At 62.8% G+C, this 23,243-nt stretch carries 25 protein-coding genes; 11 read left to right on the forward strand and 14 right to left on the reverse strand.

What is annotated here, in order from left to right:
- Positions 1–102: 102 nt before the first annotated feature.
- The gene (gene recA, locus FJ867_RS09130; protein WP_010909075.1) at positions 103–1,200 is read left to right on the forward strand and encodes a recombinase RecA; all 1,098 of its coding nucleotides are present in this window, start codon (positions 103–105) and stop codon (positions 1,198–1,200) included.
- Positions 1,201–1,503: 303 nt separating this feature from the next.
- Positions 1,504–4,170, forward strand: coding sequence for an alanine--tRNA ligase (gene alaS, locus FJ867_RS09135; protein WP_140817229.1), 2,667 nt, complete (start codon positions 1,504–1,506; stop codon positions 4,168–4,170).
- A gap of 150 nt (positions 4,171–4,320) precedes the next feature.
- Here the strand turns inward: alaS and FJ867_RS09140 are convergent, their stop codons facing one another.
- Positions 4,321–4,947, reverse strand: a complete 627-nt coding sequence (locus FJ867_RS09140; RefSeq protein WP_140493859.1) for a glutathione S-transferase N-terminal domain-containing protein — start codon at positions 4,945–4,947, stop codon at positions 4,321–4,323.
- Positions 4,948–5,033: 86 nt separating this feature from the next.
- Complete coding sequence (locus tag FJ867_RS09145; protein ID WP_140493857.1) at positions 5,034–6,245, reverse strand: NADP-dependent isocitrate dehydrogenase; 1,212 nt, start codon at positions 6,243–6,245, stop codon at positions 5,034–5,036.
- A 213-nt stretch (positions 6,246–6,458) separates the two neighbouring features.
- Between FJ867_RS09145 and FJ867_RS09150 the strand changes: the two genes are divergently transcribed.
- The 3 genes from FJ867_RS09150 to FJ867_RS09160 are packed head-to-tail and all read left to right on the forward strand — an operon-like array spanning position 6,459 to position 8,408.
- Positions 6,459–7,382, forward strand: a complete 924-nt coding sequence (locus tag FJ867_RS09150; RefSeq protein WP_140493855.1) for an RNA methyltransferase — start codon at positions 6,459–6,461, stop codon at positions 7,380–7,382.
- Positions 7,375–8,163 carry a glutamate racemase gene (gene murI, locus FJ867_RS09155; protein WP_140493853.1) on the forward strand — a complete coding sequence of 263 codons (789 nt, stop codon included), beginning with the start codon at positions 7,375–7,377 and terminating at the stop codon, positions 8,161–8,163. Before FJ867_RS09150 ends, murI begins: the two co-directional genes overlap by 8 nt.
- A 59-nt stretch (positions 8,164–8,222) precedes the next feature.
- Positions 8,223–8,408 carry a DUF3008 family protein gene (locus tag FJ867_RS09160; RefSeq protein ID WP_140493851.1) on the forward strand — a complete coding sequence of 62 codons (186 nt, stop codon included), beginning with the start codon at positions 8,223–8,225 and terminating at the stop codon, positions 8,406–8,408.
- Between the two features lie 169 nt (positions 8,409–8,577).
- Here FJ867_RS09160 and FJ867_RS09165 read toward each other — a convergent pair whose 3' ends face one another.
- Complete coding sequence (locus FJ867_RS09165) at positions 8,578–8,784, reverse strand: hypothetical protein (protein WP_140493849.1); 207 nt, start codon at positions 8,782–8,784, stop codon at positions 8,578–8,580.
- Positions 8,785–9,196: 412 nt separating this feature from the next.
- Here FJ867_RS09165 and rpsD point away from each other — a divergent pair, with 412 nt between their 5' ends.
- The 3 genes from rpsD to FJ867_RS09180 all read left to right on the forward strand — a co-directional run bounded on the left by rpsD (position 9,197) and on the right by FJ867_RS09180 (position 11,654).
- Positions 9,197–9,814 carry a 30S ribosomal protein S4 gene (gene rpsD, locus FJ867_RS09170; protein WP_140493847.1) on the forward strand — a complete coding sequence of 206 codons (618 nt, stop codon included), beginning with the start codon at positions 9,197–9,199 and terminating at the stop codon, positions 9,812–9,814.
- Positions 9,815–9,943: 129 nt separating this feature from the next.
- Complete coding sequence (ttcA, locus tag FJ867_RS09175) at positions 9,944–10,837, forward strand: tRNA 2-thiocytidine(32) synthetase TtcA (protein ID WP_140493845.1); 894 nt, start codon at positions 9,944–9,946, stop codon at positions 10,835–10,837.
- Positions 10,827–11,654, forward strand: a complete 828-nt coding sequence (locus tag FJ867_RS09180; protein ID WP_140817231.1) for an inositol monophosphatase family protein — start codon at positions 10,827–10,829, stop codon at positions 11,652–11,654. The genes ttcA and FJ867_RS09180 overlap by 11 nt, the downstream gene beginning before the upstream one ends.
- A 47-nt stretch (positions 11,655–11,701) precedes the next feature.
- On the opposite strand, the gene FJ867_RS09185 is transcribed toward FJ867_RS09180, so the two are convergent.
- From FJ867_RS09185 to FJ867_RS09210, 6 genes are all read right to left on the reverse strand, one after another.
- A complete protein-coding gene (locus FJ867_RS09185) occupies positions 11,702–12,970 on the reverse strand; it encodes a multidrug effflux MFS transporter (RefSeq protein ID WP_140493841.1) in 1,269 nt (422 codons plus the stop codon).
- 141 nt (positions 12,971–13,111) lie between these two features.
- Entirely contained in the window at positions 13,112–13,447 is a 336-nt protein-coding gene (gene grxD / locus FJ867_RS09190) for a Grx4 family monothiol glutaredoxin (RefSeq protein ID WP_013532137.1), read from the reverse strand.
- 153 nt (positions 13,448–13,600) lie between these two features.
- Positions 13,601–13,834 (reverse strand): BolA family transcriptional regulator, encoded by a 234-nt coding sequence (locus tag FJ867_RS09195; RefSeq protein WP_140493839.1) that lies wholly within the window; start codon positions 13,832–13,834, stop codon positions 13,601–13,603.
- A gap of 123 nt (positions 13,835–13,957) precedes the next feature.
- A complete protein-coding gene (locus FJ867_RS09200) occupies positions 13,958–14,491 on the reverse strand; it encodes a hypothetical protein (protein ID WP_140666361.1) in 534 nt (177 codons plus the stop codon).
- Between the two features lie 47 nt (positions 14,492–14,538).
- A complete protein-coding gene (purL, locus tag FJ867_RS09205) occupies positions 14,539–16,770 on the reverse strand; it encodes a phosphoribosylformylglycinamidine synthase subunit PurL (RefSeq protein ID WP_140817233.1) in 2,232 nt (743 codons plus the stop codon).
- Between the two features lie 216 nt (positions 16,771–16,986).
- Positions 16,987–18,393 carry a PLP-dependent aminotransferase family protein gene (locus FJ867_RS09210; RefSeq protein WP_140817235.1) on the reverse strand — a complete coding sequence of 469 codons (1,407 nt, stop codon included), beginning with the start codon at positions 18,391–18,393 and terminating at the stop codon, positions 16,987–16,989.
- Positions 18,394–18,487: 94 nt separating this feature from the next.
- Between FJ867_RS09210 and FJ867_RS09215 the strand changes: the two genes are divergently transcribed.
- Positions 18,488–18,733, forward strand: a complete 246-nt coding sequence (locus FJ867_RS09215) for a DUF1127 domain-containing protein (RefSeq protein ID WP_140817236.1) — start codon at positions 18,488–18,490, stop codon at positions 18,731–18,733.
- An 18-nt stretch (positions 18,734–18,751) separates the two neighbouring features.
- On the opposite strand, the gene FJ867_RS09220 is transcribed toward FJ867_RS09215, so the two are convergent.
- The 5 genes from FJ867_RS09220 to purC form a co-directional block, all read right to left on the reverse strand.
- A complete protein-coding gene (locus tag FJ867_RS09220; protein ID WP_140817238.1) occupies positions 18,752–19,408 on the reverse strand; it encodes a Pr6Pr family membrane protein in 657 nt (218 codons plus the stop codon).
- A 1-nt stretch (position 19,409) separates the two neighbouring features.
- Complete coding sequence (locus FJ867_RS09225; protein ID WP_140517698.1) at positions 19,410–19,820, reverse strand: hypothetical protein; 411 nt, start codon at positions 19,818–19,820, stop codon at positions 19,410–19,412.
- A 41-nt stretch (positions 19,821–19,861) separates the two neighbouring features.
- Positions 19,862–20,530 (reverse strand): phosphoribosylformylglycinamidine synthase subunit PurQ, encoded by a 669-nt coding sequence (gene purQ / locus FJ867_RS09230; RefSeq protein ID WP_140493824.1) that lies wholly within the window; start codon positions 20,528–20,530, stop codon positions 19,862–19,864.
- Between the two features lie 60 nt (positions 20,531–20,590).
- Complete coding sequence (purS, locus tag FJ867_RS09235; RefSeq protein WP_140517697.1) at positions 20,591–20,830, reverse strand: phosphoribosylformylglycinamidine synthase subunit PurS; 240 nt, start codon at positions 20,828–20,830, stop codon at positions 20,591–20,593.
- Between the two features lie 69 nt (positions 20,831–20,899).
- Positions 20,900–21,694, reverse strand: a complete 795-nt coding sequence (gene purC / locus FJ867_RS09240; protein ID WP_127282327.1) for a phosphoribosylaminoimidazolesuccinocarboxamide synthase — start codon at positions 21,692–21,694, stop codon at positions 20,900–20,902.
- 275 nt (positions 21,695–21,969) lie between these two features.
- On the opposite strand from purC, the gene FJ867_RS09245 reads away from it, so the two are divergent.
- Both FJ867_RS09245 and FJ867_RS09250 read left to right on the forward strand, forming a co-directional pair.
- Entirely contained in the window at positions 21,970–22,290 is a 321-nt protein-coding gene (locus tag FJ867_RS09245) for a DUF1476 domain-containing protein (protein ID WP_140493820.1), read from the forward strand.
- Between the two features lie 163 nt (positions 22,291–22,453).
- Positions 22,454–23,227: an HpcH/HpaI aldolase/citrate lyase family protein gene (locus FJ867_RS09250; RefSeq protein WP_140493818.1), complete on the forward strand. Its 774-nt coding sequence runs from the start codon at positions 22,454–22,456 to the stop codon at positions 23,225–23,227.
- Positions 23,228–23,243 lie beyond the last annotated feature (16 nt).

A 23,243-nucleotide genomic window follows, 5' to 3' on the forward strand; every position in this document is an offset into this window, starting at 1 on the left:
TCAAATGCTTGATCCCTCTTGCCAAATGAGAACAAAAAAGGTACAAATAACCAAGGATTACGGATTGTCCGGCCTTCATTGACGACTACGGGGTGATGTATCATGGCTCAGAACAGCTTGCGGCTTGTAGAGGATAAGGCAGTGGACAAATCAAAGGCTCTGGATGCGGCGCTGTCGCAAATCGAGCGGGCTTTCGGCAAGGGCTCGATCATGCGGCTCGGCGCGAACGAGCAGGTCGTCGAGATCGAAACCGTGCCGACCGGCTCGCTCGGCCTCGACATCGCGCTTGGCGTCGGCGGCCTGCCGCGCGGCCGCATCATCGAGATCTACGGGCCGGAAAGCTCGGGTAAGACGACGCTGGCGCTGCACACGGTGGCGGAAGCCCAGAAGAAGGGCGGCATCTGCGCCTTCGTCGATGCCGAGCATGCGCTCGATCCGGTCTATGCCCGCAAGCTCGGCGTTGATCTCGAAAACCTCCTGATCTCGCAGCCTGACACTGGCGAGCAGGCGCTTGAGATCTGCGATACGCTGGTGCGCTCCGGCGCCATCGATGTGCTGGTGGTCGATTCGGTCGCGGCGCTGACGCCGCGCGCCGAAATCGAGGGCGAGATGGGCGATTCGCTGCCCGGCCTGCAGGCCCGCCTGATGAGCCAGGCGCTGCGCAAGCTGACCGCCTCGATCTCGCGCTCCAACACCATGGTCATCTTCATCAACCAGATCCGCATGAAGATCGGCGTCATGTTCGGCTCGCCCGAAACCACCACCGGCGGCAATGCGCTGAAATTTTACGCCTCGGTGCGTCTCGATATCCGCCGCATCGGCTCGGTCAAGGACCGCGACGAGGTCGTCGGCAACCAGACCCGCGTCAAGGTGGTCAAGAACAAGCTGGCGCCGCCCTTCAAGGTGGTCGAGTTCGACATCATGTACGGCGAAGGCGTGTCGAAGACAGGCGAGCTGGTCGATCTCGGCGTCAAGGCCGGCGTGGTCGAGAAGTCGGGCGCCTGGTTCTCTTACAATTCGCAGCGTCTCGGCCAGGGCCGCGAGAACGCGAAGCTGTTCCTGCGCGACAATCCCGATACGGCGCGCGAGATCGAACTTGCGCTCAGGCAGAACGCCGGACTGATCGCCGAGAAATTCCTTGAGAATGGCGGCTCCGAAGGTGGCGATGATGGGTTCGAGGATGAAGCCGGCGCGATGTAAGCGTTCGCCGGCACGATCTAGCGTTCGCTGGCGCGATCTAGCGTTCGGTTTACGGCCCGAGTTCGGTCATAATCCCGGTTCATCAATTTGAGCTTATGTAATCGAGTTCTGTAGTATTGCGTTTCGAACCGCCGGCCCCGTGCCGGCGGTTTGCGTTTTGAGCGGCTGGCGAACCGCGAATTGGCCAGCTTGCGTGTTTCTGGACAGGGTGCCAAGCGGCGGCTAAAAGGCCAGCTCCATCTTCTAAAGCAGAGCCCATTTTCCGCCGGTCCGGCCGGCGGCTCTCTCGAAAAGGCAGCATTCATGAGTGGCGTGAACGAGATCCGGTCGACATTTCTCGACTATTTCCGCAAGGAGGGTCACGAGGTCGTGGCGTCGAGCCCGCTTGTGCCGCGCAACGATCCGACGCTGATGTTCACCAATGCCGGCATGGTGCAGTTCAAGAACGTCTTCACCGGCCTGGAGAAGCGGCCCTATTCGCGTGCCACGACCGCCCAGAAAAGCGTTCGCGCCGGCGGCAAGCACAACGACCTCGACAATGTCGGCTACACCGCGCGCCACCTGACCTTCTTCGAGATGCTCGGCAATTTCTCCTTCGGCGACTATTTCAAGGAGCGCGCCATCGAGTTGGCCTGGAACCTCATCACCAGGGAGTTCGGGCTGAAGAAGGACAAGCTGCTCGTCACCGTCTATCACACCGACGACGAGGCGGCCGGCTTCTGGAAGAAGATCGCCGGTTTTTCCGATGATCGCATCATCCGCATCCCGACCTCCGACAATTTCTGGGCGATGGGCGACACCGGGCCGTGCGGGCCATGCTCGGAAATTTTCATCGATCGCGGCGAGCACATCTGGGGCGGTCCGCCCGGCACCCCGGAGGAGGATGGCGACCGGTTCCTGGAATTCTGGAACCTGGTGTTCATGCAGTACGAGCAGGTGACGAAGGACGAGCGCATCGACCTGCCGCGCCCGTCGATCGACACCGGCATGGGCCTGGAGCGCATGGCCTCCATCCTGCAAGGCGCGGAAAGCGTGTTTGAGACCGACCTGTTCCGCCATCTGATCGATGCGGCGTCGTCCGCGCTCGGCCGCGGTCCCGACGCCGAGACCGTCGCATCCTATCGCGTCATAGCCGATCACCTGCGCTCGTCCTCGTTCCTGGTCGCAGACGGCGTGCTGCCATCGAACGAAGGCCGCGGCTATGTGCTGCGCCGCATCATGCGCCGCGCCATGCGGCATGCGCAATTGCTCGGTGCGAACGAGCCGCTGGTGTGGCAGCTGGTGCCGGCGCTGGTTCGCGAGATGGGTCAGGCCTATCCGGAACTGGTGCGCGGCGAACAGCTGATCACCGAGACGCTGAAGCTTGAGGAGACCAGGTTCCGCAAGACACTGGTGCGTGGCCTCGGTTTGCTGTCGGAGGCGACGGAAAAGCTCGGCGCCCGCGACATGCTGGACGGCGAGACGGCCTTCAAGCTTTACGACACCTATGGCTTCCCGCTCGACCTGACGCAGGATGCGCTGCGCCAGCGCAACATCTCGGTCGATCTTGCCGGCTTCACCAATGCGATGGAGCAGCAGAAGGCCGAGGCGCGTAAGCACTGGGCAGGTTCCGGCGAGGCGGCGACGGAAGCGGTCTGGTTCCCGGTGCGCGAAAAAGCCGGTGCCACCGAATTCCTCGGCTACGAGACCGAGCAGGCGGAAGGCATCATCCAGGCGGTTGTCCGCGACGGCAAGACCGTCGACAGCGCCGGCAAGGGCGAAGCGGTAGCCGTGGTCGTCAACCAGACGCCGTTCTATGCCGAATCCGGCGGCCAGATGGGCGACACCGGAACCATTTCAGGCGAAGGCTTCTCGATCGAGATTTCCGATACGCAGAAGAAGGCCGACGGGCTGTTCGTGCATCTCGGCAAGGTGGTCAGCGGCACTGCCAGGACGGGTGCCGCCGTCGAGCTGAAGGTTGACCATGCGAGGCGCTCCAGGCTGCGCGCGAACCATTCCGCGACGCATCTGATCCATGAGGCGCTGCGCGAGGTGCTGGGCACCCATGTCGCACAGAAGGGCTCGCTGGTCGCGCCCGAGCGCCTGCGCTTCGACATCTCGCACAACAAGCCCATCTCGCCCTCGGAACTCGAGGAGGTCGAGCGCATGGCCAACGAGATCGTGGTGCAGAACAGCCCGGTGATCACGCGCCTGATGTCGGTCGACGATGCCATTGCCGAAGGCGCCATGGCGCTGTTCGGCGAGAAATACGGCGATGAGGTGCGCGTCGTGTCTATGGGCACGGGCCTACATGGCGCCAAGGCCAACCGCCCCTATTCGGTCGAGCTTTGCGGCGGCACGCATGTCAGGGCAACCGGTGACATCGGCCTGGTGCGCGTCGTGTCCGACAGCGCCGTCGCCGCAGGCGTGCGCCGCATCGAGGCGCTGACGGGCGAGGCCGCGCGCAAGCATCTCGACGAACAGGACCGGCGGCTGAAGGCGGCCGCGGCAACACTGAAAATCTCGCCGGCCGACGTGCCGGCGCGTGTTGAAGCCCTGCTCGAAGAGCGCAAGAAGCTCGAGAAGGAGCTCACCGAAGCGCGCAAGAAGCTGGCGCTGGGCGGCGGGTCGCCCGCTGACGCGCCGGCCGCCAACGAGACCGTCGCGGGCGTCGGCTTCCTCGGCAAGTCGGTTTCCGGTGTCTCGCCGAAGGATCTGAAGCCGCTCGCCGACGCCGGCAAAAGCTCGCTCGGCTCCGGCGTGGTCGTATTCGTCGGTGCGGGCGAGGACAACAAAGCGAGCGTCGTGGTCGCCGTCACCGATGATCTCGTCGGCCGTTTCAGCGCCGTCGACCTGGTGCGTGTCGCCTCCGCCGCCCTCGGCGGGCAGGGCGGCGGCGGCCGGCCCGACATGGCGCAGGCCGGTGGCCCCGATGCCTCGAAGGCCGACGACGCGATTGCTGCGGTGAGGGCGGCGCTGGAGGCGGCGTGATTCATTGCAGAATTGGGGGGCAACGCTCCAGGCCGGTTGCTTCCCTTCGAGGTCGCGCGGCCCCTCATGATGGGCGGCGCGACATCAATGATCGGCTGTCCGCGAAATCGTTGACCTGAATCGAATATCGCTGCGCTGCGCTGTCGCAGATCAGCCGGCCTTTTCAGTCCTGGCAAAGCTTGCCTGTTTAGCAATACAATCCCACCAGTCCTGTATGTCGGCAAAGCGAGCCAGCAGTTTGCGCCCTTCCGCCACCTTGACGAAATAGCCGATGATCGGTGCCGCATGCAGGTCGGCGAGCGTCAGTTGATTGCCGAGCAACCACGGCCCCGGGGATCTCAATGATGAGAGCGCCTGAAGGACCGTTCCTGCTTGTCGTAATCCGCTGACAATCAGCGCTTCGTCAGGCGACGCCTTCTCCAGCCGCTCCACGGCGACGTCCCAGACCATGGCCCGATAGCCATAAGCGTCGAGCATGCCGATGATCTGGTTCATCCGCGCGCGGCCGCGCGGATCGTTCGGCTGCAAGGGCGGTCCGTCGAAAGCTTCATCGACATAGCGCGTGATCGCGCTGGCCTCGAACAGGCGAAAACCGTCATGCTCGAAGGCCGGGATGCGGCCGAACGGGTGGTGCTCGAAATACCAGCCGGGGATGCCCTCGGCGGCAAAGACATCGACCGGCACAAGCTCATAGTCGACGCCCTTCTCCTCCAGCGCCATGCGCGCTATGCGCACGTAAACGCTGTAGTCCGCGCCGTAGAGGACCGGTTTGGCCATGTTGCCAGTCCTTTGCTTTCGATTTCGTTGGCCCAAAAAAGCGAAGGCTCCTTCCGGAGCCTTCGGCGTGTTGAACCCGCGGGTGCCTACGCCATCGCCTTCTGCAAATTCTCGTCGATCTTGTCGAGAAATCCGGTGGTCGACAGCCAAGGCTGGTCGGGGCCGATCAGCAGCGACAGGTCCTTGGTCATGAAGCCGGATTCGACCGTCTGGATGCAGACCTTTTCCAGCGTTTCGGCAAAACGCTTCAATTCGGCATTGTCGTCGAGCTTGGCGCGGTGGGCCAGCCCTCGGGTCCAGGCGAAGATCGAGGCGATCGAATTGGTCGAGGTTTCCTCGCCCTTCTGGTGCTGGCGATAGTGGCGCGTCACGGTGCCGTGCGCGGCTTCCGCTTCCACCGTCTTGCCGTCCGGCGTCATCAGCACCGACGTCATCAGGCCAAGCGAGCCGAACCCCTGCGCCACCGTGTCGGACTGTACGTCGCCGTCATAGTTCTTGCAGGCCCAGACATAGCCGCCCGACCATTTCAGGCTGGAGGCCACCATGTCGTCAATCAGGCGGTGCTCGTACCACAGCTTCTTGGACTTGAACTCGGCCTCGAACTCAGCCTCGTAGACCTCCTGGAAAATATCCTTGAAGCGGCCGTCATAGGCCTTGAGGATGGTGTTCTTGGTCGAGAGATAGACCGGGTAGTTGCGCAGCAGGCCGTAGTTCAGCGAAGCGCGGGCGAATTCGCGGATCGACTCGTCGAGATTGTACATGGCCATGGCGACGCCGGCGCCGGGCGCGTCGAACACGTCGTGCTCGATCACCTGGCCATCCTCGCCGACGAACTTGATCGTCAGCTTGCCCTTGCCGGGAAAACGGAAATCGGTGGCGCGGTACTGGTCGCCATAGGCGTGGCGGCCGACGATGATCGGCTTGGTCCAGCCGGGCACCAGCCGCGGCACGTTCTTCATGATGATCGGCTCGCGGAAGATGGTGCCGCCGAGGATGTTGCGAATGGTGCCGTTCGGCGATTTCCACATCTTCTTCAGCTTGAATTCCTCGACGCGCTGCTCGTCGGGCGTGATGGTCGCGCATTTCACGCCGACGCCGTATTTTTTGATGGCGTTGGCCGAATCGACGGTCACCTGGTCGTTGGTGGCGTCGCGATGCTCGATGCCGAGGTCGTAATATTCAAGCTTGAGGTCGAGATAAGGGTGGATCAGCTTGTCCTTGATGAACTGCCAGATGATGCGGGTCATCTCGTCGCCGTCGAGTTCGACGACCGGGTTCGCCACCTTGATCTTCGCCATGGAAAGAATGCCTCGTTGCTGGGAAATGGGACGGCCTTGCCCGCGTGGCGTTCGGCCGGGGATGCGCCCCTATATCAAAGCGTTTTTGGCCGCGCAAACGACGATCGGTCACGAAAGCGAAGCGATCGCCCCGCCATTTGCGAATGGTTCATTTTCGCGGCCGAATATGGCAGGGGACGCTGAAATGCCGCAAACAGCAGTTCATTGACAATCATGCCCGTCACCAAAGATTCCGATACCGCTTCAGTCGCCAGCCCCGCCATCATCCTCGTGGAGCCGCAGCTCGGCGAGAATATCGGCATGGTTGCGCGCGCCATGGCCAATTTCGGCCTGGTCGAACTTCGCCTCGTCAACCCGCGCGACGGCTGGCCGAACGAGAAGGCGCGGGCGGCGGCCAGCCGCGCCGACCATGTCATCGACGCCGTCAAGGTTTTCGACGATCTCGCCACGGCGATGGCCGACCTGAATTTCGTTTTCGCGACCACCGCAAGGCAACGCGACGGCTTCAAGCCCGTGCGCGGGCCGGTCGAGGCGGGCAGGGTGCTCCGGGCTCGCCATGGCATGGGTCAGCGAACCGGCATCCTGTTCGGCCGCGAGCGTTTCGGCCTCTATAATGACGAGGTTGGCCTCGCCGACGAGATCGTCACTTTTCCGGTCGATCCCGATTTTTCCTCGCTCAACATCGCCCAGGCCGCGCTTCTCATGTCCTACGAGTGGATGAAATCCGGCCTCGAGGACGAGACCAAGACCAACTTTACGGGTCCGGACATGAAGCCGGCCAGCAAGGAAGAACTGCACGGCCTGTTCGCCTATCTCGAAGGCGCACTCGAAGCGCGCGGCTATTTCCGGCCGGCGCCGAAGAAGCCGAAGATGGTTGACAATCTGCGCGCCGTATTGACCCGGGCGGGATTTGCCGAGCCGGAGCTCAAGGTGCTGCGCGGCATCATCTCGTCGCTGGACAGGTTCTCGCCGGCGATGCCGCGCGGCGACGGCTCTCCGGGAGATGATCCAAGGCGGCTTCCGGCAGCGGCGCGCGCCGGCGGTCCCGGCCGCAAGACCAATGCGGATCGTCAGGTGGCCGATGACGACGACAACGCCGCGCCGCCGCTCGGCGGCAAGGGAACCGACAATGACTGATCAGCCGATCCTGATGTTCGATTCCGGCATTGGCGGGCTGACTGTGCTGCGCGAGGCGCGCGTGCTGATGCCCGACCGCCGCTTCGTCTACATCGCCGACGATGCCGCCTTCCCCTTTGGCGCCTGGGAGGAACCGGCGCTGCGGGTCCATATTCTCGACCTGTTCGGCAAATTGCTCGACCGGTTCGCCCCGGCCATCTCGGTCATCGCCTGCAACACCGCCTCGACGCTGGTGATCGATGCGTTGCGCGAGAGATTTCCCGGCCATCCCTTTGTCGGCACCGTGCCTGCGATCAAGCCGGCGGCGGAGCGTACCCGCTCCGGCCTCGTCTCCGTGCTGGCGACGCCGGGCACGGTGAAACGGCAATACACGCGCGACCTGATCAGCAAATGGGCGCAGAAGTGCCATGTCCGGCTGGTCGGTAGCGACCGCCTGGCGGGGCTGGCCGAAGCCTATATGCGCGAAGGGTTCGTCGACGAGGAAGCCGTGCGCGCCGAGATCTCCCCGTGTTTCATCGAGCGCGACGGCATGCGCACCGACATCGCCGTGCTCGCCTGTACGCACTATCCTTTTCTGGTCAACCGCATGCGCAAGACCGCACCCTGGCCGGTCGACTGGATCGATCCTGCCGAAGCGATCGCCCGGCGGGCGATGTCGCTGCTGTCGCCGGTCAATGGACCGTTGCCGCATGGTGAGCCGGACATCGCGGTCTTCACGTCCGGCAAGGCGGATTTTGCCACCAGCCGTTTGATGCAGGGCTTTGGACTGGCGGTCGCCTGATTTCCGGAACATTGGCGAGGCCGTTTCGTTTTCTCCCAGGCAATGAAGGGAGAAAAACCATGCCTGCCACCTCGAAAGCCCAGCAGAAGGCCGCCGGCGCCGCATTGTCGGCCAAGCGCGGCGAGACCAAGAAGAGCGAGCTCAAAGGCGCTTCCAAAGGGATGTACGAATCCATGAGCGAAAAGCAGCTCGAGGAATTCGCCGAAACCAAGCGCAAGGATCTGCCGGAGAAAAAGAAGCACTGAGGGAAGCGCTATTTGGCAACGCCCTTTGTGAAGGGCTCGTCCAATGGCAAGAAATAGGCCCGCGACGGGGTCGCAGGCCTTGATGTTATTGTCTGGTCAATGGCCGACGTAATCAGCGCCAGTGGCGGCTGTTAGCGCCAGTGGCGGCTGTTAGCGCCAGTGGCAGCTGTTAGCGCCAGTGGCAACGTCGCACTTTTTGGCGAATGACATGGCGGTGACCATGGCGCCAGACGACGCGCTTCCTGACCACAATCCGGCATACCTGATGAGGCCGGTGGCCTTGCCAATGCCTTGCCATCGCCGGCTCAGGAGTAATGACGGCCATCGATCCGGCCAACACCGCCGCACCAGTCAGGCTTAGAAAGAACTTCTTCATCCGAATTCAGGCTCCTCTGCTCAAGTCCCTTCCTGGAGCGGTTCAGCTTCAGGGAATCGCCGCCCCGCTCCGGTTTTTTACACAATCCCGGGTAGAAACCGCTAGCGCTTTCCGGGAATTGTTCTAATAGCGCGGGCGGCGCCAGTTGGAACCTTGACAGCGGTTAAATCTCTGTTTAACAGCGCTCCCAACACCGGGCCGCAACGCCCGGTGGTTTGTTTTGCATGCGCAAGACCTCGACGGAAGCCAGTCTGTTTTCCAAGGTCTTGTTTGAACTGACGTGTCCCGTGGGTTTTTCGCCGCGTTGCGTGGAAAAACCCTGTCAGGTCTCGAAAACGGAGGCCAGAGGAGGGCGCGTTTCCTTCACCCGGACCATGAGGCTCCGGGTTATGTTGTTTTGAAAGGGAATGCGATGAGCAAGCGCGAATCCGCGAAGTACAAGATCGACCGCCGTCTCGGCGAAAACATCTGGGGCCGCCCGAAGTCCCCGGTCAACAAGCGTGAATACGGCCCCGGCCAGCACGGCCAGCGCCGCAAGGGCAAGCTTTCCGATTTCGGCCTGCAGCTGCGCGCCAAGCAGAAGCTGAAGGGCCACTATGGCGACGTTTCGGAAAAGCAGTTCCGCAAGGTCTATGAGGAGGCCGACCGCCGCAAGGGCGACACCTCGGAGAACCTGATCGGCCTGCTCGAGTCGCGTCTGGACGCGGTCGTCTATCGCGCCAAGTTCGTTCCGACCATTTTCGCCGCCCGCCAGTTCGTCAACCACGGCCACGTCAACGTCAACGGCAAGCGCGTCAACATCGGCTCGTACCGCTGCAAGCCGGGCGACGTCGTCGAAGTGCGTGAAAAGTCGAAGCAGCTGGTGATCGTCCTGGAATCGGTCGGCCTCGCCGAGCGCGACGTGCCGGACTACATCGAAGCCGATCACAACAAGATGACCGCGACCTTCTCGCGCATCCCGGGCCTGGCGGACGTTCCGTTCGCCGTCCAGATGGAACCGAACCTCGTCGTCGAATTCTATTCGCGTTAAGCGAAGGCTTTTTGCGAGACCGGAAGGGGCCGCCCATCGAGGCGGCCTTTTCTTTGTCGGCCATGTCCGCTAATCCGGGCGGCAACGAAGCTCCGAACGTTCGTTGCTCCAGGATTTGGAACCGACGCCATGAACATGCTGCCAGACGCTCAATCGCTTGAGCAGGCCGCCGACATCGAAGGCGGTTTTCACCCGCTGTTCGCCGATGTGCCGTCTTCGGTCGAGTTCAACAAATTGCGCAAGCGGCTGCTGCGGCTGACCCGCCAGGCGATCGAGGATTTTTCGATGGTCAGGCCAGGCGAGCGCTGGCTGGTGGCCCTGTCGGGCGGCAAGGATTCCTACGGCCTGCTTGCCATGCTGCTGGACCTCAAATGGCGCGGCCTGCTGCCGGTGGAGCTGCTGGCCTGCAATCTCGACCAGGGCCAGCCGAACTTTCCCAAGCACATCCTGCCCGATTACCTCAATGCCCACGGCATTGCACACCGCATCGAATACCAGGACACCTACTCCGTCGTCACCGACAAGCTGCCGCAGGGCAGCACCTATTGCTCGCTCTGTTCACGCCTGCGGCGTGGTCATCTCTATCGCGTAGCCCGAGAGGAGGGGTGCTCGGCGCTGGTGCTCGGCCATCATCGCGAGGACATTCTCGAAACCTTCTTCATGAACCTGTTCCACGGCGGCCGTCTCGCCGCCATGCCGCCAAAGCTGCTCAACGACGAGGGCGACGTCATGGTGCTGCGGCCGCTGAGCTATTGCGCCGAAATCGATCTGGAAAAGCTCGCCGCGGCGATGCGGTTCCCGATCATCCCTTGCGATCTCTGCGGCAGCCAGGAAGGTCTCCAGCGCAACGCCATGAAGGCCATGCTCGACGATATCGAAAAGCGCATGCCCGGGCGCAAGGACACGATGCTGCGTGCGTTGTCCAACACCAGGCCGTCGCATCTGCTCGACAGGAAACTGTTCGATTTCGCCGCACTCGATGAAACGCTCTCCAGCAGGCAAGACATTTCCGATGACATTTGACGATACCGCGATCGACTGGCTGGCCAGCACCCTGGCCGAAGCAGCCGAAGCCGAAATCATGCCGCGCTTTCGCCGGTTGGGCGGCGGCGACGTCCGCCAGAAGACGTCGGCCGCCGACCTGGTGACGGAAGCCGACGTCAGTGCCGAGCGGCTGATCACCGCCAAGCCGCGTGAGCGCTACCCAACGGCCATGATTGTCGGCGAGGAAGCCTGTTCCGACAATCCGGCGCTGCTCGACGGTCTTGGCGATGCCGATCTGGCTTTCACCATCGACCCGGTGGACGGCACTTTCAATTTCGCTTCCGGCGTGCCGTTGTTCGGCGTCATGCTGGGTGTCGTGGTCCGGGGTGAGACCGTCGCAGGCATCATCCACGATCCGGTCGGCAAGGACTGGCTGATCGGCGCCAGGGGCGCCGGCAGCCATATCAGGCACGCGCATGGCAACCTGGAAAAAGTGCGTGTCGCGGCGCCCGTGCCGATCTCGGGAATGACCGGCTCCGTCTCCTGGCAGTACATGGCCGAACCAGAGCGGTCGCGGCTGGCGCGCAACCAGACGAAAATCCTGTCGCAATTCGCCTATCGCTGCGCCGCGCATGAATATCGCCTGCTGGCCAGCGGCCATGCCCATTTCGTCGTCTACAACAAGCTGATGCCGTGGGACCATCTGCCCGGTGTCCTGATTCATGCCGAGGCCGGCGGCCACGCCGCGCGTTTCGACGCCAGTGCCTACCTACCGTCGCATGTAGGCGGCGGCCTGCTTGTCGCACCCGACCGGGAAAGCTGGCGCGAGTTGCGCAGCGAACTCTGGGCGCAATAGCCGGCTGCCAATTCGATTACCCAGCCGAGCGCCGCAAAGGCGACAATTCAATGCAGATCGGCAATGTGCCCCGAGACGGGTTGATTCTGCGGCTGGAACATCTTGCCGCGTTCGGCGATGAAGATCATCAGCAGGGCTGCGACCGAGACGCTGCAGAAGCCGGCGGCCAATGGCGTCACCGTGCCGTTGAAAGCCTGGCCGATCAGCGTGCCGAGAATGCCGCCGAGAAACGTCTGCATGAAGCCCAGAATGGACGAGGCCGTGCCGGCCAGCTGACCAAGCGGCTCCATAGCCAAGGCATTGAAATTCGCGCCGAGCGCACCGAAAGGGAGCATGGCGCAGGCAAAGAAGGTGACGAACAGCCAGAGCGGCATCTTCATTTCCAGCGAAACGACCAGCCAGGCCAGGCTGATGACCAGAAACAACAGCAGCGCGCTCTGCGACAGGCGGCGCATGCCGATGCGGCCGACAAGACGCGAGTTCAGATAGTTGGAGAAGGCGAGCACGCCGGCAACGCCGGCAAAGATGACCGGAAACAATTCGCCGACATTGAATATGTCGACATAAATCTGCTGCGCCGAGGCGATGAAGCCGAACATGGCGCCGAAGATGAACGTACTGGCGAAGGCATAGCAGATCGCGACGCGGTTGGTCAGCACGATGCGGAACCCGCCGACAATGGCATTGACGGTCAATGGCCGGCGATATTCCGGATGTAGCGTCTCGGGCAGGCGCAGCAGCGACCAGGCCGAGACGACAAGCGCGCCGACGGCCATGGTGACGAAGATCAAATGCCAGGTCGCGAACAGCATGATGAACTGGCCGATGCCGGGAGCAATCACCGGGATCGCCATGAACACCATGAAGATCAGCGACATCACCTCGGCCATGCGCCGGCCATCGAACGTGTCGCGCACGATCGAGACGGCGATGACGCGGGTCGCGGCCGCACCGATGCCTTGCACGGCCCGGCAAAGTAGAAGCGTTTCAAAGCTTGGCGATATGGCGGCCGCGGCGGCCGCCGCCACATAAATGATCAGGCCGGCGACAAGCGGCGCACGGCGCCCGAATCGGTCCGAGAGCGGTCCGAAAAACAGCTGTCCGCCGCCAAAACCCAGAATATAGGCGGTGATGACATATTGCCGGTGGTTTTCGTTCTCGACGCCAAGCGAGGCGCCGATCTGCTGCAGCGCCGGCAGCATGATGTCGATGGCCAACGAATTGAGCGCCATCAGCGCTGCGCACAGCGCGATGAACTCCCAGCGCGGAATGGGCAATTTGCTTGCCGATTGCGGTGCTGACGTCTGCTGGTCCACGGCAAGTCCGATCTCTCAAACGAAAACGCGCCGGTGGCCCGGCGCATTGGCTCGTCCTGGTCCGGGTCCCGGACGCAAAATTGCCGAGGCGGGGCTGCCCCGGTGCTCAGGGCATGTCGACGGCGACATGCCCAACCGAAATCAGGCGGCGCCTTTGACGCTCACGCCCTTCTCGACAAGGAATGTCTGCAACTCGCCCGCCTGGAACATTTCGCGCACGATGTCGCAGCCACCGACGAATTCGCCCTTGACGTAGAGCTGAGGGATCGTCGGCCAGTTGGAGTATTCCTTGATGCCCTGGCGCAGCTCGGCCGAATCCAGCACGTTCACGCCTTTGTAGTCGGCGCCGATATAGTCGAGGATCTGGACAACCTGGCCGGAAAATCCGCATTGCGGGAAACCGGGCGTGCCCTTCATGAAAAGCACGACGTCGTTGCCCTTCACCTCGTTGTCGATGTAGTCGTTGATGCCGCTCATGGAATATCCTTTCCCGCCTGTGGGAGTCAGGCTCGAAGCTTTTCCATCAGATAAACCCATAGGTTGCCCGAAACAAGACTTTAGCCGCGTGGTGGCCTGAATGGCGCAAAAGATGCGGCGTTTTGGGCCAAGCGACTTTGGCGCTGGAAGCCCCTAGTCCGGCACGCTGGTCTGCAGCGCCAGCGCGTGCAGCACGCCGCCCATATTGCCCTTCAGCGCGTCATAGACCATCTGGTGCTGCTGCACGCGGCTTTTTCCGCGAAAGCTCTCGGCGACCACTTCGGCCGCATAGTGATCGCCGTCGCCGGCAAGGTCACGGATGGTCACCCTGGCGTCCGGGATCCCCTCCTTGATCAGTTTTTCAATGTCGCGGGCATCCATTGCCATGGCAAATTCCTGTTTTTAGGGCGGGCTGCGGCGTGGCTGCCCGTGCGATGAGAGTCGGGGTGAACCTAAAGCCTTTCCGGCCGGGATTGAAGCCGTTCCGTCCAGCCCCAGCGCGATTGTGGCTCACGACGCGTTCTCGCTCTGACCGCCGGCGTCGTCTGCGGGCTCGTCCTCGGGCGTCGAGAAGGTCCGCCCAAGGCTGAAGGTCAGCACATAGAGGGGAAGGTTGATCGCCAGGTTGGCAATCGGCAGGTAGGCGGTCATCCGCCAGACGGGCGAGAAGAACGGCTGGCCGTAGCCATCGCAGGCCAGCGAGGAGCCATACTCCCACAGTGCCCCCAATGCGGCCGCGACGGCGAAAAGTTTTATGCAGGTGAAGATGTGCCTTGTCCGTGCCCGGTCCGGCAGAAGCCGGCTCCAAAGCACCAGGCAGACAAGCGGAACTGCATAGAAAAGGTTTTGCAGGCCAAGCATCGGAAGCGTGTCGTTGGCCGCGGCGAGGAACTCCGCGCGTGTATCCAACCGGGCGCAGACCTCGCTCGATGTCGTCGACAGCAGGAAAAAGACGAACGGGCCGAGAAACCAGAAGAAGAACAGCGATGGCCAGAAGACGACTGCAAGCAGTGCCCGGACGGCCAGTTTCCTGTGGTTGAGCATGATTTTTCCGAAAAAATCGTTTCCCACTTTTCGGGATCACGCTCTGCTCAAATGGCCTGATCCATGAAGCGCGGGAACCAGCCTTCGTGCGCGGCGGTCAATTCGCCGAGCGGGATCGCCCGTGCCTCGCCGAGTTTCAGCGTGTTGCCGCCGGTCGAGCCGATCCAGGGCGCGAAAATACCGAGTTCGCCTTGCTGTTTGCGGATCGCGTCCCAGTCCTCACTGTCTGGATCGATTGACAGCGTCAGGAGATAGCGGCCCTGGTCCTCGCCGAACCAGACCGGAATAGGATCGGTGCCGGCCAGTCCGGGGACCGTCGCGCCGATGCCTGATGCCATCGCCATCTCGGCCAGCGCGACCGCAATGCCGCCGTCGGAAACGTCGTGAGCCGCGGTGACGATGCCGGACGCGATGAGGGCGCGCACATGGTCGCCGACACGCTTTTCATGGTCGAGGTCGACAGGCGGCGGCGGGCCGTCGCTGCGGCCGTGGATGTCGCGCAAGTAAACCGATTGGCCGAGATGCGTACCCCATGAGGCCGGCGCGCCGACCAGCAGGATCATCTGGCCCTGCGCAGCGAAGCCGGCTCGCACCATCTTCGACCAGTCGGCGATGAGCCCAACGCCGCCGATGGTCGGCGTCGGCAGGATGCCCTGGCCATTGGTTTCGTTGTAGAGCGAGACATTGCCGGAAACGATCGGGAAGCCGAGCGCGCGGCAGGCATCGCCAATGCCCTTCACCGCGCCGACCAACTGACCCATGATCTCCGGCCGTTCCGGATTGCCGAAATTGAGATTGTCGGTCGCCGCCAGCGGCAGCGCGCCGGTGGCGGTCAGGTTGCGCCAGCATTCGGCCACCGCCTGCTTGCCGCCCTCATAGGGATCGGCCTCGCAATAGCGCGGCGTCACGTCCGACGAGAAAGCCAGCGCTTTGGTCGGATGGCCTTCGACCCGCACCACGCCGGCATCGCCACCGGGAAGCTGCAGCGAATTGCCCTGGATCAGCGTGTCGTACTGTTCCCACACCCAGCGGCGCGACGACAGGTCAGGGCCGCCGAGCAGCTTCAGCAGTGCTTCGGCGACATCGGCCTGCGGAATGTCATTGGCCGCAAGCGGCGCCGGCTTCTTCGGCTCGACCCACGGACGGTCATATTCCGGTGCCTTGTCGCCGAGATCCTTGATCGGCAGGTCCGCAACCTGATCACCCTGATGCAGGACGCGAAAGCGCAGATCGTCGGTCGTCTTGCCGACAATGGCGAAGTCGAGCCCCCATTTGTGGAAGATCGCCTCGGCCTCCTTTTCCTTTTCGGGGCGCAGCACCATCAGCATGCGCTCCTGGCTTTCCGACAGCATCATCTCGTAGGCGCTCATGCGCTCCTCGCGCACCGGAACCTTGTCGAGCTCGAGCTCGATGCCGAGATCCCCCTTGGCGCCCATCTCGACCGCCGAGCAGGTAAGGCCGGCAGCACCCATGTCCTGGATAGCGATGACCGCACCGGACGCCATCAGTTCGAGACAGGCTTCCAGCAGGCACTTTTCGGTGAAGGGATCGCCGACCTGCACGGTCGGGCGCTTCTCGTCGATCTTGTCGTCGAATTCGGCCGAGGCCATGGTGGCGCCGCCGACGCCGTCGCGACCGGTCTTGGCGCCGAGATAGACGACCGGCAGGCCGACGCCCTTGGCCTCCGACAGGAAAATCGCGTCCGTCTTGGCAAGACCCGCGGCAAAAGCGTTGACCAGGATATTGCCGTTGTAGCGGGCGTCGAAATTGACCTCGCCGCCGACCGTCGGCACGCCGAAGGAATTGCCGTAGCCGCCGACGCCGGAAACCACTCCCGCCACCAGGTGCCTGGTCTTGGGATGATCGGGAGCGCCGAAGCGCAAGGCGTTCATCGCCGCGATCGGCCGCGCGCCCATGGTGAAGACGTCGCGCAATATGCCGCCGACGCCTGTCGCCGCCCCTTGGTAGGGTTCGATAAAGGAGGGGTGGTTGTGGCTCTCCATCTTGAAGACGACGCAGTCGCCGTCGCCGATATCGACCACGCCGGCATTCTCGCCGGGCCCCTGGATGACCCGCGGACCGGTCGTCGGCAGCGTGCGTAGCCATTTCTTCGAGGATTTATACGAGCAATGCTCGTTCCACATCGCCGAGAAGATGCCAAGTTCGGTGAAGCTCGGCTCGCGCCCGACGAGGTCGAGGATGCGCTGGTATTCGTCTGGCTTCAGCCCGTGCGCGGCAATGAGCTCGGGCGTGATCGGCACGGAATTGGAAATGGTCATGGGCAGCGGTTTTTATCCGTGGGAGCTTGGGATTTTGAGTCTCCTCTTATCGCAAGCTTTGCGGCCGATACACCCACGGACTGACGAAAAGTGGCTGAAATCCGGAGAAAGCCGCCTTGAACGCGCGTTCCACCGGACCGGACTCAACCGACGCGCCTCGGTCTTGCCTGGAGGCATGCCGTCGTCCTGAACGTCGACGCTCCAAGGCGATGCGGATCAGGAAAAACTGTCGTAGCCTGCACGGCCCTCATCGAGGAGCCGCCGGATTGCCGCAACGCCGTCCGCGATGTCCTTGCGCTGCCTCGGCTGCGAAATGCCGAAGCGCACAGCGTGGAAGACCTGCTCGGAACGGCCCGCCTTGAACTCGTCTTCGTCGTCGATTAGCACGCCGTGCTCGAGGCAGGCGTTCTTGAACGTGCCGGAAAGCCAGGGGTCGGGCAAGGTCAGCCAGACAAAGGGTATATTGTCCCGCGACTTGAATTCGAAGCCGGCCAAAGTCTCGCGCACGATGGCGGTGCGGGCGTTGATTTCGGCGATGGCCCGTTTGCGTATGTCCGCGGCCTGGCCCGACAGCACCAGCCGGGCATTCACCTCGGCCAGCAGGAAAGGCATGCCTCCGGTCATCATCTTATGGGCAACGCGGATGCGATGGCGATAAGCGGGCGGGCAGGAAAGCCAGCCGCCGCGAACGCCGGCCGCTACCGATTTCGACAGGCCGCCTGCGACGATGGTGCGCTCGGGTGCATAGTCGGCCAGCATTGGCGTCGGATCTTCGGTCAGGCCGCCGTAAAGATCGTCCTCGATAATGACGACATTGTATTCACGCGCGATCCGCGCGATTGCCTCACGTCGCGCTGCCGGCAGGATCGCCAGCGTCGGATTCTGCACCGTAGGCATCAGAAAGATCATCTTCGGGTGCTTTTGCGCGCAGACGCGCTCGAAATCGTCGGCGTCGAGACCCTGATGGTCCGATGCCACCAGCGCCGTGCGACGACCGATCAGGCCGGCGCTGCGCGAAATCTGCGAATAGGTCAGGTGCTCGAAGGCGACGTAATCGCCGGGCGTGGTCAGTGCGGCGATCGCCGCCATGACAGCGGCATGGGTACCGAGCGTCGGCACGATCGTATCGGCGCTCGGTCGAAACGAGTTGCGCGACAGCCAACTGGCGCCGGCCTCGAACCAGCGCTCGGGAAAATCCCGCGTGTAGCTCGAAATCTCATGCGCATGATCCGAAGCCGTGCGCGACAGCACTTCGGTGACGATGGCGCCCTGGCCGACATCGGGCGCCGCGGTGCTGTCGAAGCGCAGCTTGCCGCGCGGCGCATCGATGTCGCGCGTGCCTTGCGCGTCCGGCGCTATGAAGTCGGGCTTCGCGTTCTGCCGGCCGAGGACATAGGTGCCGCGCCCGACCTCGCCGCTGACCAGCCCGCGCTCGCGCAACAATTGATAGGCCCTGCCGACCGTGCCGACGGTTGCGCCGATGTCATAGGCGAGATCCCGCTGCGGTGGCAGCTTTGCCCCGGCGTCGATCACGCCGCGGTCGATATCTGACTCAATGCTGTCAGCAAGGCGCTGATAAAGCGGGCCGGAGCTGGCGGTGAGGTCGGGAAGCCAATTTGTCATGGTGACAATTTTGTATATTGCGTCGAACGATGAGTCAATTCACATGCATTGTGTGGAATAAAAGAGTGCAATTTGCAGCTTTGGTAGAGCGAAGATGGATACAATCGAGACAATCAGCCAGACAGCCGCAGGATTGTTCGCCGCGCGACCTGTGGGCCGCGGCGGCTTTGTCAGCCGCATCGTGCGTATGGTCAAATCGCTGGGGCGCTGGATCGACGGCCTGCTGGAGCGCAGGCGCAGCCGGCTCGCCTTGCTGGACATGACCGACGATCAGTTGAAGGACATCGGCATTTCCCGCTGCGACGCCCATCGCGAAGGGATCAGGCCATTCTGGAAATGAACAGGCGCGATGCTGTGTTCAATCCTGCTTGCGTGGCTGCACAACAGGCGCCCTGATCCGCGACAGGCCGCGGTCCGCAAGCACGGCGCCAACGCATAGCGCCAGGAAAAGGGCGGTGATGGCCAGCGAGGCGATGGCGACGCTGGCGATGCCGTTCCTGGCGGCATCGAGGAACGGGTAGGGCACTTCGCCTGTTATGGACGCCCGCGCCAGCGCATAGGCCAGATAGGCGAGCGGATAAAGCATCCACCAGGAAACGTCTTGCCATCGCGTCTTGCCGTCGGCACCGGCGGCCAGCCACCACAGCACGAACAGTGCAGGCGTCACATAGTGCAGCAGCACGTCGCACAGCAGGAACAGGCCCTGCGGCTGCCAGAGGCGTGCCAGCACGGTGGCGTAGACCATGAAGACCACGGTGATGGCGACGGCGACGCCTGCCCGCATCCGCGCTCCGGCAAAGGCCGGAAACCAGGCATGGCCGGCGGGCGACAGCAGCGACGCATGGACGAGCACCGCACCGATATTGGTCAGGATGGTAAAGAAGCTGAAGTAGAAGACGACCGAACCGATCAGGCCGCGGCCGGCTTCCATCGAGGCCGGAACGGTGATCGAGAACTGCAGGAAAAGACCGGCCAGCCCTGCGACCAGACCCGCGACCTGCAGCAGCCGGTCCATCTTACGCGGCGGCGGCGCAGGCCGGATTGCCGGCCTGCCAGCGGGCGATGTCGGAGCCGATGCGCGCGCCGAGCGGCTCGGCCATCAGCGGACCGAACACGTCTACACGGCTCGAATTGCCTTGCGCCTGCACCACCAGCAGCGGCTTGCCGCCATAATGCTTGGCCGGCACCAGCAGGAAGCGCGGCGTGCCGCTGAACGAATTCAGCTCATTGGCCATCTGGTAGGATTTGAAGGCCGGGTCCTTGCTGGCGATCCAGCATTTGTGGGCGGAGATCGCCACCTGTTCCATGGCCAGCAGCGCCGCGCTCTTGCCGGAAGGCGGCGGAGCGCTCTTCGGACCCGACTGGCAGGATGCCAGCGCAAGGCCGGCGGCAGCCAGGAGAGCAAAGCGAGCAATCGTCAGTCTCATCGTCAGGCCGCCCCCAGGTTCTGAAAGAATTTCGGAAGATATCAGGCGGCGATGCCGAGCGCGCCTTCGAACAACGCCCGCCCGTCATTGCCGCCATGTGCCGCTTCGATCAGGTTCTCGGGATGCGGCATCAGGCCCAGCACGTTGCCCTGGCTGCTGATGATGCCAGCGATGTCGTTGATCGAGCCGTTGGGATTGGTGCCGTCCGCATAGCGGAACACCACCTGGCCTTCGCCTTCCAGGCGTGCAAGCGTCTCGGCATCGGCGAAGTAGTTGCCGTCGTGATGCGCCACCGGCGAGCGGATGATCTGGCCCGGCTGGTAGCGGCGGGTGAACATGGTGTTGGCGTTGGCGATCTCGAGCTTCACCTGCCGGCAGACGAATTTAAGCGAGGAGTTGCGCATGAGCGCTCCCGGCAGCAGGCCGGCCTCGACCAGGATCTGGAAACCGTTGCAGACGCCGATGACCATGACGCCCTTGGCCGCCTTTTCAGCGACCGCCCGCATCACCGGCATGCGCGCCGCGATCGCGCCGCAGCGCAGATAGTCGCCGAAGGAGAAGCCGCCGGGAATGGCGATCAGGTCGACATCCGGGATTTCGGTGTCGGTTTGCCAGACCGTGGCTGGCGCTTTGCCGGAAATCTTGGTCAGCGCCGCGATCATATCGCGGTCGCGGTTAAGGCCAGGCAGGAGGACGACGGCTGATTTCATTTTGGTTCGTAAGGCCTCTGGGTTTCGGCAAGTTGGGGCATCCGTGCCTCCGGCACAACCTCAGGTAAGCGTCACACTATAGTTCTCAATCACCGTGTTCGCCAGCAGTCTGTCGCACATGGCCTTGAGATCGGCCTCGGCCTTGGCCTTGTCGGTCCCGGCGAGCTCGACGTCGAACACCTTGCCTTGCCGCACCGAGCCGATGCCGTCAAAACCTAGCCCCGACAGCGCATGCTCGATCGCCTTGCCTTGCGGGTCCAGCACGCCGTTTTTGAGGGTTACGGTGATACGGGCTTTCATCGATGCTCCTGAATGATCGGTATCGGTCTGCGCCGGACCTGCCGTTTCCGGCAAGCCCGTTGCTGGCAATTAGTGCTTCATGCCCTTCGGCGGCTCGCTCGACGCGACGAGCACCGGTCCGGTTGGACGCGGCGGCTCGTTCTCGTTCATGATACCGAGACGGCGGGCGACTTCCTGGTAGGCCTCCACGAGGCCGCCCATGTCGCGGCGGAAACGGTCCTTGTCGAGCTTGTCCTGCGTCGCCACGTCCCACAGCCGGCAGGAATCGGGCGAGATCTCGTCGGCTACGACGATGCGCATCATGTCGCCCTCGAACAGGCGTCCGCATTCGATCTTGAAATCGACGAGCTGGATGCCGACGCCCATGAACAGGCCGGACAGGAAGTCGTTGACGCGAATGGCCAGCGCCATGACGTCGTCGATTTCCTGCGGGCTCGCCCAGCCGAAGGCAGTGATGTGCTCTTCAGAGACCATCGGGTCGTCGAGCGCATCGGCCTTGTAATAGAATTCGATGATCGAGCGGGGCAGGACCGTGCCCTCCTCGATGCCAAGGCGCTTGGACAGCGAACCGGCGGCGACATTGCGCACCACCACTTCGAGCGGGATGATCTCGACCTCCTTGATCAGCTGCTCGCGCATGTTGAGCCGGCGGATGAAGTGGGTCGGAATGCCCATCCGGTTGAGATGATTGAAGATGTGCTCGGAAATGCGATTGTTAAGCACGCCCTTGCCATCGACGACTTCGTGTTTTTTCTTGTTGAACGCGGTGGCGTCATCCTTGAAGAACTGGATCAGCGTCCCGGGCTCAGGGCCTTCATAAAGTATCTTGGCCTTGCCTTCATAAATGCGGCGGCGATTTTTCATTTGATTTTTCTCTGGATTTGCGGGCAGGCGGCAAGCGACCAGTTCCTGTCCGTCTGCCTAAATTAGTGTGGCGACGGTGGCGTTCAATGCCGGTGTCTATCGTAATCGCCTTGTTTGCTCAATCGGCAAATCCTTTCAATCAACTGCTTTCGGGACCGAAATGCCGCAGCGCAGCAAGCCACGAAGCGTATTGACCGGCCGCCAGCCTTTTGGTTTGTGCTTCGCCATCACATATTCATCAATGCCAGCGAATCGATTTCCATCGGAGGGACGCCATGAGCAACATGAAGGATCGCGAAGAGGGTTTTGAGCGCAAATTCGTGTTCGACGAGGAGCTTCGGTTCAAGGCGTCGGCGCGCCGCAACAAGGCTCTCGGCCTGTGGGCCGCGGAAAAGCTCGGGAAATCCGGCGCCGAGGCCGATGCCTACGCCAAGGAAGTGGTTGTTTCCGATATCGAGGAAGCCGGCGATCACGACGTCTTCCGCAAGATCCGCAAGGATTTCGACGCTGCCGGCGTCAGCCAGTCGGACCATCAGATCCGCCGCACCATGGACGAATTGATGGCGCAGGCCATCGAGCAGATCAAGAACACCTGATCCGGCCGAAGCAGGTTCCGCAAAAATGTCCCACAATTTTGCGACGGAACCTGCGGCAAAAGAATGACTGGACCAATCGACCGCCCGGCCCAGCCGGGCGGTTTTTCTTTGCGTTTCCCGTCGTTTCCGGCTGAAACTGCGATCCTTAGCGAGGAAACAGCCGATGTCCCTAAAATCCCGCCTTGCGGCCGATGAAACGCTGGTCACCGCATGGTCAGGCGTGCCGGACGCGCTGACCGTCGAAATCCTTGCCAGGCAGGGCTTCGATGCGGTCACGCTCGACATGCAGCATGGCGGCCATCATGAAGACAGCGTGTTGCGCGGCCTGGCGCCCGTGCTTGCCACCGGCAAGCCGGCATTGGTGCGTATTCCCGTCGGCCGTTTCGACATGGCCAGCCGGGCGCTCGATTTCGGCGCCGAGGCGGTGATCGCGCCGATGGTCAACTCGGTGGCGGATGCAAAACTGTTCGCTGCGGCGATGAAATACCCGCCGGTGGGCGAGCGCTCCTGGGGCCCCACCTATGCCTTCCCACGCCATGGCAAGGGTGATCATGCCGAATGGCTGCGCGACAGCAACCAGCGCACAATGGCCTTCGCCATGGTCGAGACGCGGGCGGCGCTCGATGCGCTGGACGGCATCCTCGATACACCCGGTATCGACGGCATTTTCCTGGGGCCATCGGACTTCTCGATTGCCTGGTCGAACGGCACGACCGTCAATTCGACGCTCGAAAGCATGATGGAAACGGTGGGTTCGATCGCCGAGCGTACCCGCAAGGCCGGCAAACATGCGGCGATCTACGTCATCGAACCGGCCATCGCCGGCCGCGTCGTGGCGATGGGCTACCGCCTGCTGGCCACAGGGTCCGAGCACGCGCTGATTTCACTAGGGGCGAAGACGCTGTTGAAAGGCATCAAGGATTCGATCGGCGGCTGAGAGCCGCGATCCGGTC

The sequence above is a fragment of the Mesorhizobium sp. B2-5-3 genome (genome assembly GCF_006441005.1).
Classification (GTDB): Bacteria; Pseudomonadota; Alphaproteobacteria; order Rhizobiales; family Rhizobiaceae; genus Mesorhizobium.

What these genes read in the sequence shown, in the direction of transcription:
- FJ867_RS09210 (WP_140817235.1), bottom strand. Translation starts at nt 18,393, where the DNA reads ATGACAAATTGGCTTCCCGACCTCACCGCCAGCTCCGGCCCGCTTTAT.
- FJ867_RS09220 (WP_140817238.1), bottom strand. Translation starts at nt 19,408, where the DNA reads ATGGACCGGCTGCTGCAGGTCGCGGGTCTGGTCGCAGGGCTGGCCGGT.
- FJ867_RS09245 (WP_140493820.1), top strand. Translation starts at nt 21,970, where the DNA reads ATGAGCAACATGAAGGATCGCGAAGAGGGTTTTGAGCGCAAATTCGTG.
- FJ867_RS09165 (WP_140493849.1), bottom strand. Translation starts at nt 8,784, where the DNA reads ATGAAGAAGTTCTTTCTAAGCCTGACTGGTGCGGCGGTGTTGGCCGGA.
- purC (WP_127282327.1), bottom strand. Translation starts at nt 21,694, where the DNA reads ATGAAAAATCGCCGCCGCATTTATGAAGGCAAGGCCAAGATACTTTAT.
- FJ867_RS09145 (WP_140493857.1), bottom strand. Translation starts at nt 6,245, where the DNA reads ATGGCGAAGATCAAGGTGGCGAACCCGGTCGTCGAACTCGACGGCGAC.
- FJ867_RS09225 (WP_140517698.1), bottom strand. Translation starts at nt 19,820, where the DNA reads ATGAGACTGACGATTGCTCGCTTTGCTCTCCTGGCTGCCGCCGGCCTT.
- ttcA (WP_140493845.1), top strand. Translation starts at nt 9,944, where the DNA reads ATGAACATGCTGCCAGACGCTCAATCGCTTGAGCAGGCCGCCGACATC.
- FJ867_RS09180 (WP_140817231.1), top strand. Translation starts at nt 10,827, where the DNA reads ATGACATTTGACGATACCGCGATCGACTGGCTGGCCAGCACCCTGGCC.
- FJ867_RS09140 (WP_140493859.1), bottom strand. Translation starts at nt 4,947, where the DNA reads ATGGCCAAACCGGTCCTCTACGGCGCGGACTACAGCGTTTACGTGCGC.
- grxD (WP_013532137.1), bottom strand. Translation starts at nt 13,447, where the DNA reads ATGAGCGGCATCAACGACTACATCGACAACGAGGTGAAGGGCAACGAC.
- purS (WP_140517697.1), bottom strand. Translation starts at nt 20,830, where the DNA reads ATGAAAGCCCGTATCACCGTAACCCTCAAAAACGGCGTGCTGGACCCG.
- FJ867_RS09195 (WP_140493839.1), bottom strand. Translation starts at nt 13,834, where the DNA reads ATGGCAATGGATGCCCGCGACATTGAAAAACTGATCAAGGAGGGGATC.
- recA (WP_010909075.1), top strand. Translation starts at nt 103, where the DNA reads ATGGCTCAGAACAGCTTGCGGCTTGTAGAGGATAAGGCAGTGGACAAA.
- FJ867_RS09150 (WP_140493855.1), top strand. Translation starts at nt 6,459, where the DNA reads ATGCCCGTCACCAAAGATTCCGATACCGCTTCAGTCGCCAGCCCCGCC.
- FJ867_RS09200 (WP_140666361.1), bottom strand. Translation starts at nt 14,491, where the DNA reads ATGCTCAACCACAGGAAACTGGCCGTCCGGGCACTGCTTGCAGTCGTC.
- purQ (WP_140493824.1), bottom strand. Translation starts at nt 20,530, where the DNA reads ATGAAATCAGCCGTCGTCCTCCTGCCTGGCCTTAACCGCGACCGCGAT.
- purL (WP_140817233.1), bottom strand. Translation starts at nt 16,770, where the DNA reads ATGACCATTTCCAATTCCGTGCCGATCACGCCCGAGCTCATTGCCGCG.
- alaS (WP_140817229.1), top strand. Translation starts at nt 1,504, where the DNA reads ATGAGTGGCGTGAACGAGATCCGGTCGACATTTCTCGACTATTTCCGC.
- FJ867_RS09215 (WP_140817236.1), top strand. Translation starts at nt 18,488, where the DNA reads ATGGATACAATCGAGACAATCAGCCAGACAGCCGCAGGATTGTTCGCC.
- FJ867_RS09160 (WP_140493851.1), top strand. Translation starts at nt 8,223, where the DNA reads ATGCCTGCCACCTCGAAAGCCCAGCAGAAGGCCGCCGGCGCCGCATTG.
- murI (WP_140493853.1), top strand. Translation starts at nt 7,375, where the DNA reads ATGACTGATCAGCCGATCCTGATGTTCGATTCCGGCATTGGCGGGCTG.
- FJ867_RS09250 (WP_140493818.1), top strand. Translation starts at nt 22,454, where the DNA reads ATGTCCCTAAAATCCCGCCTTGCGGCCGATGAAACGCTGGTCACCGCA.
- rpsD (WP_140493847.1), top strand. Translation starts at nt 9,197, where the DNA reads ATGAGCAAGCGCGAATCCGCGAAGTACAAGATCGACCGCCGTCTCGGC.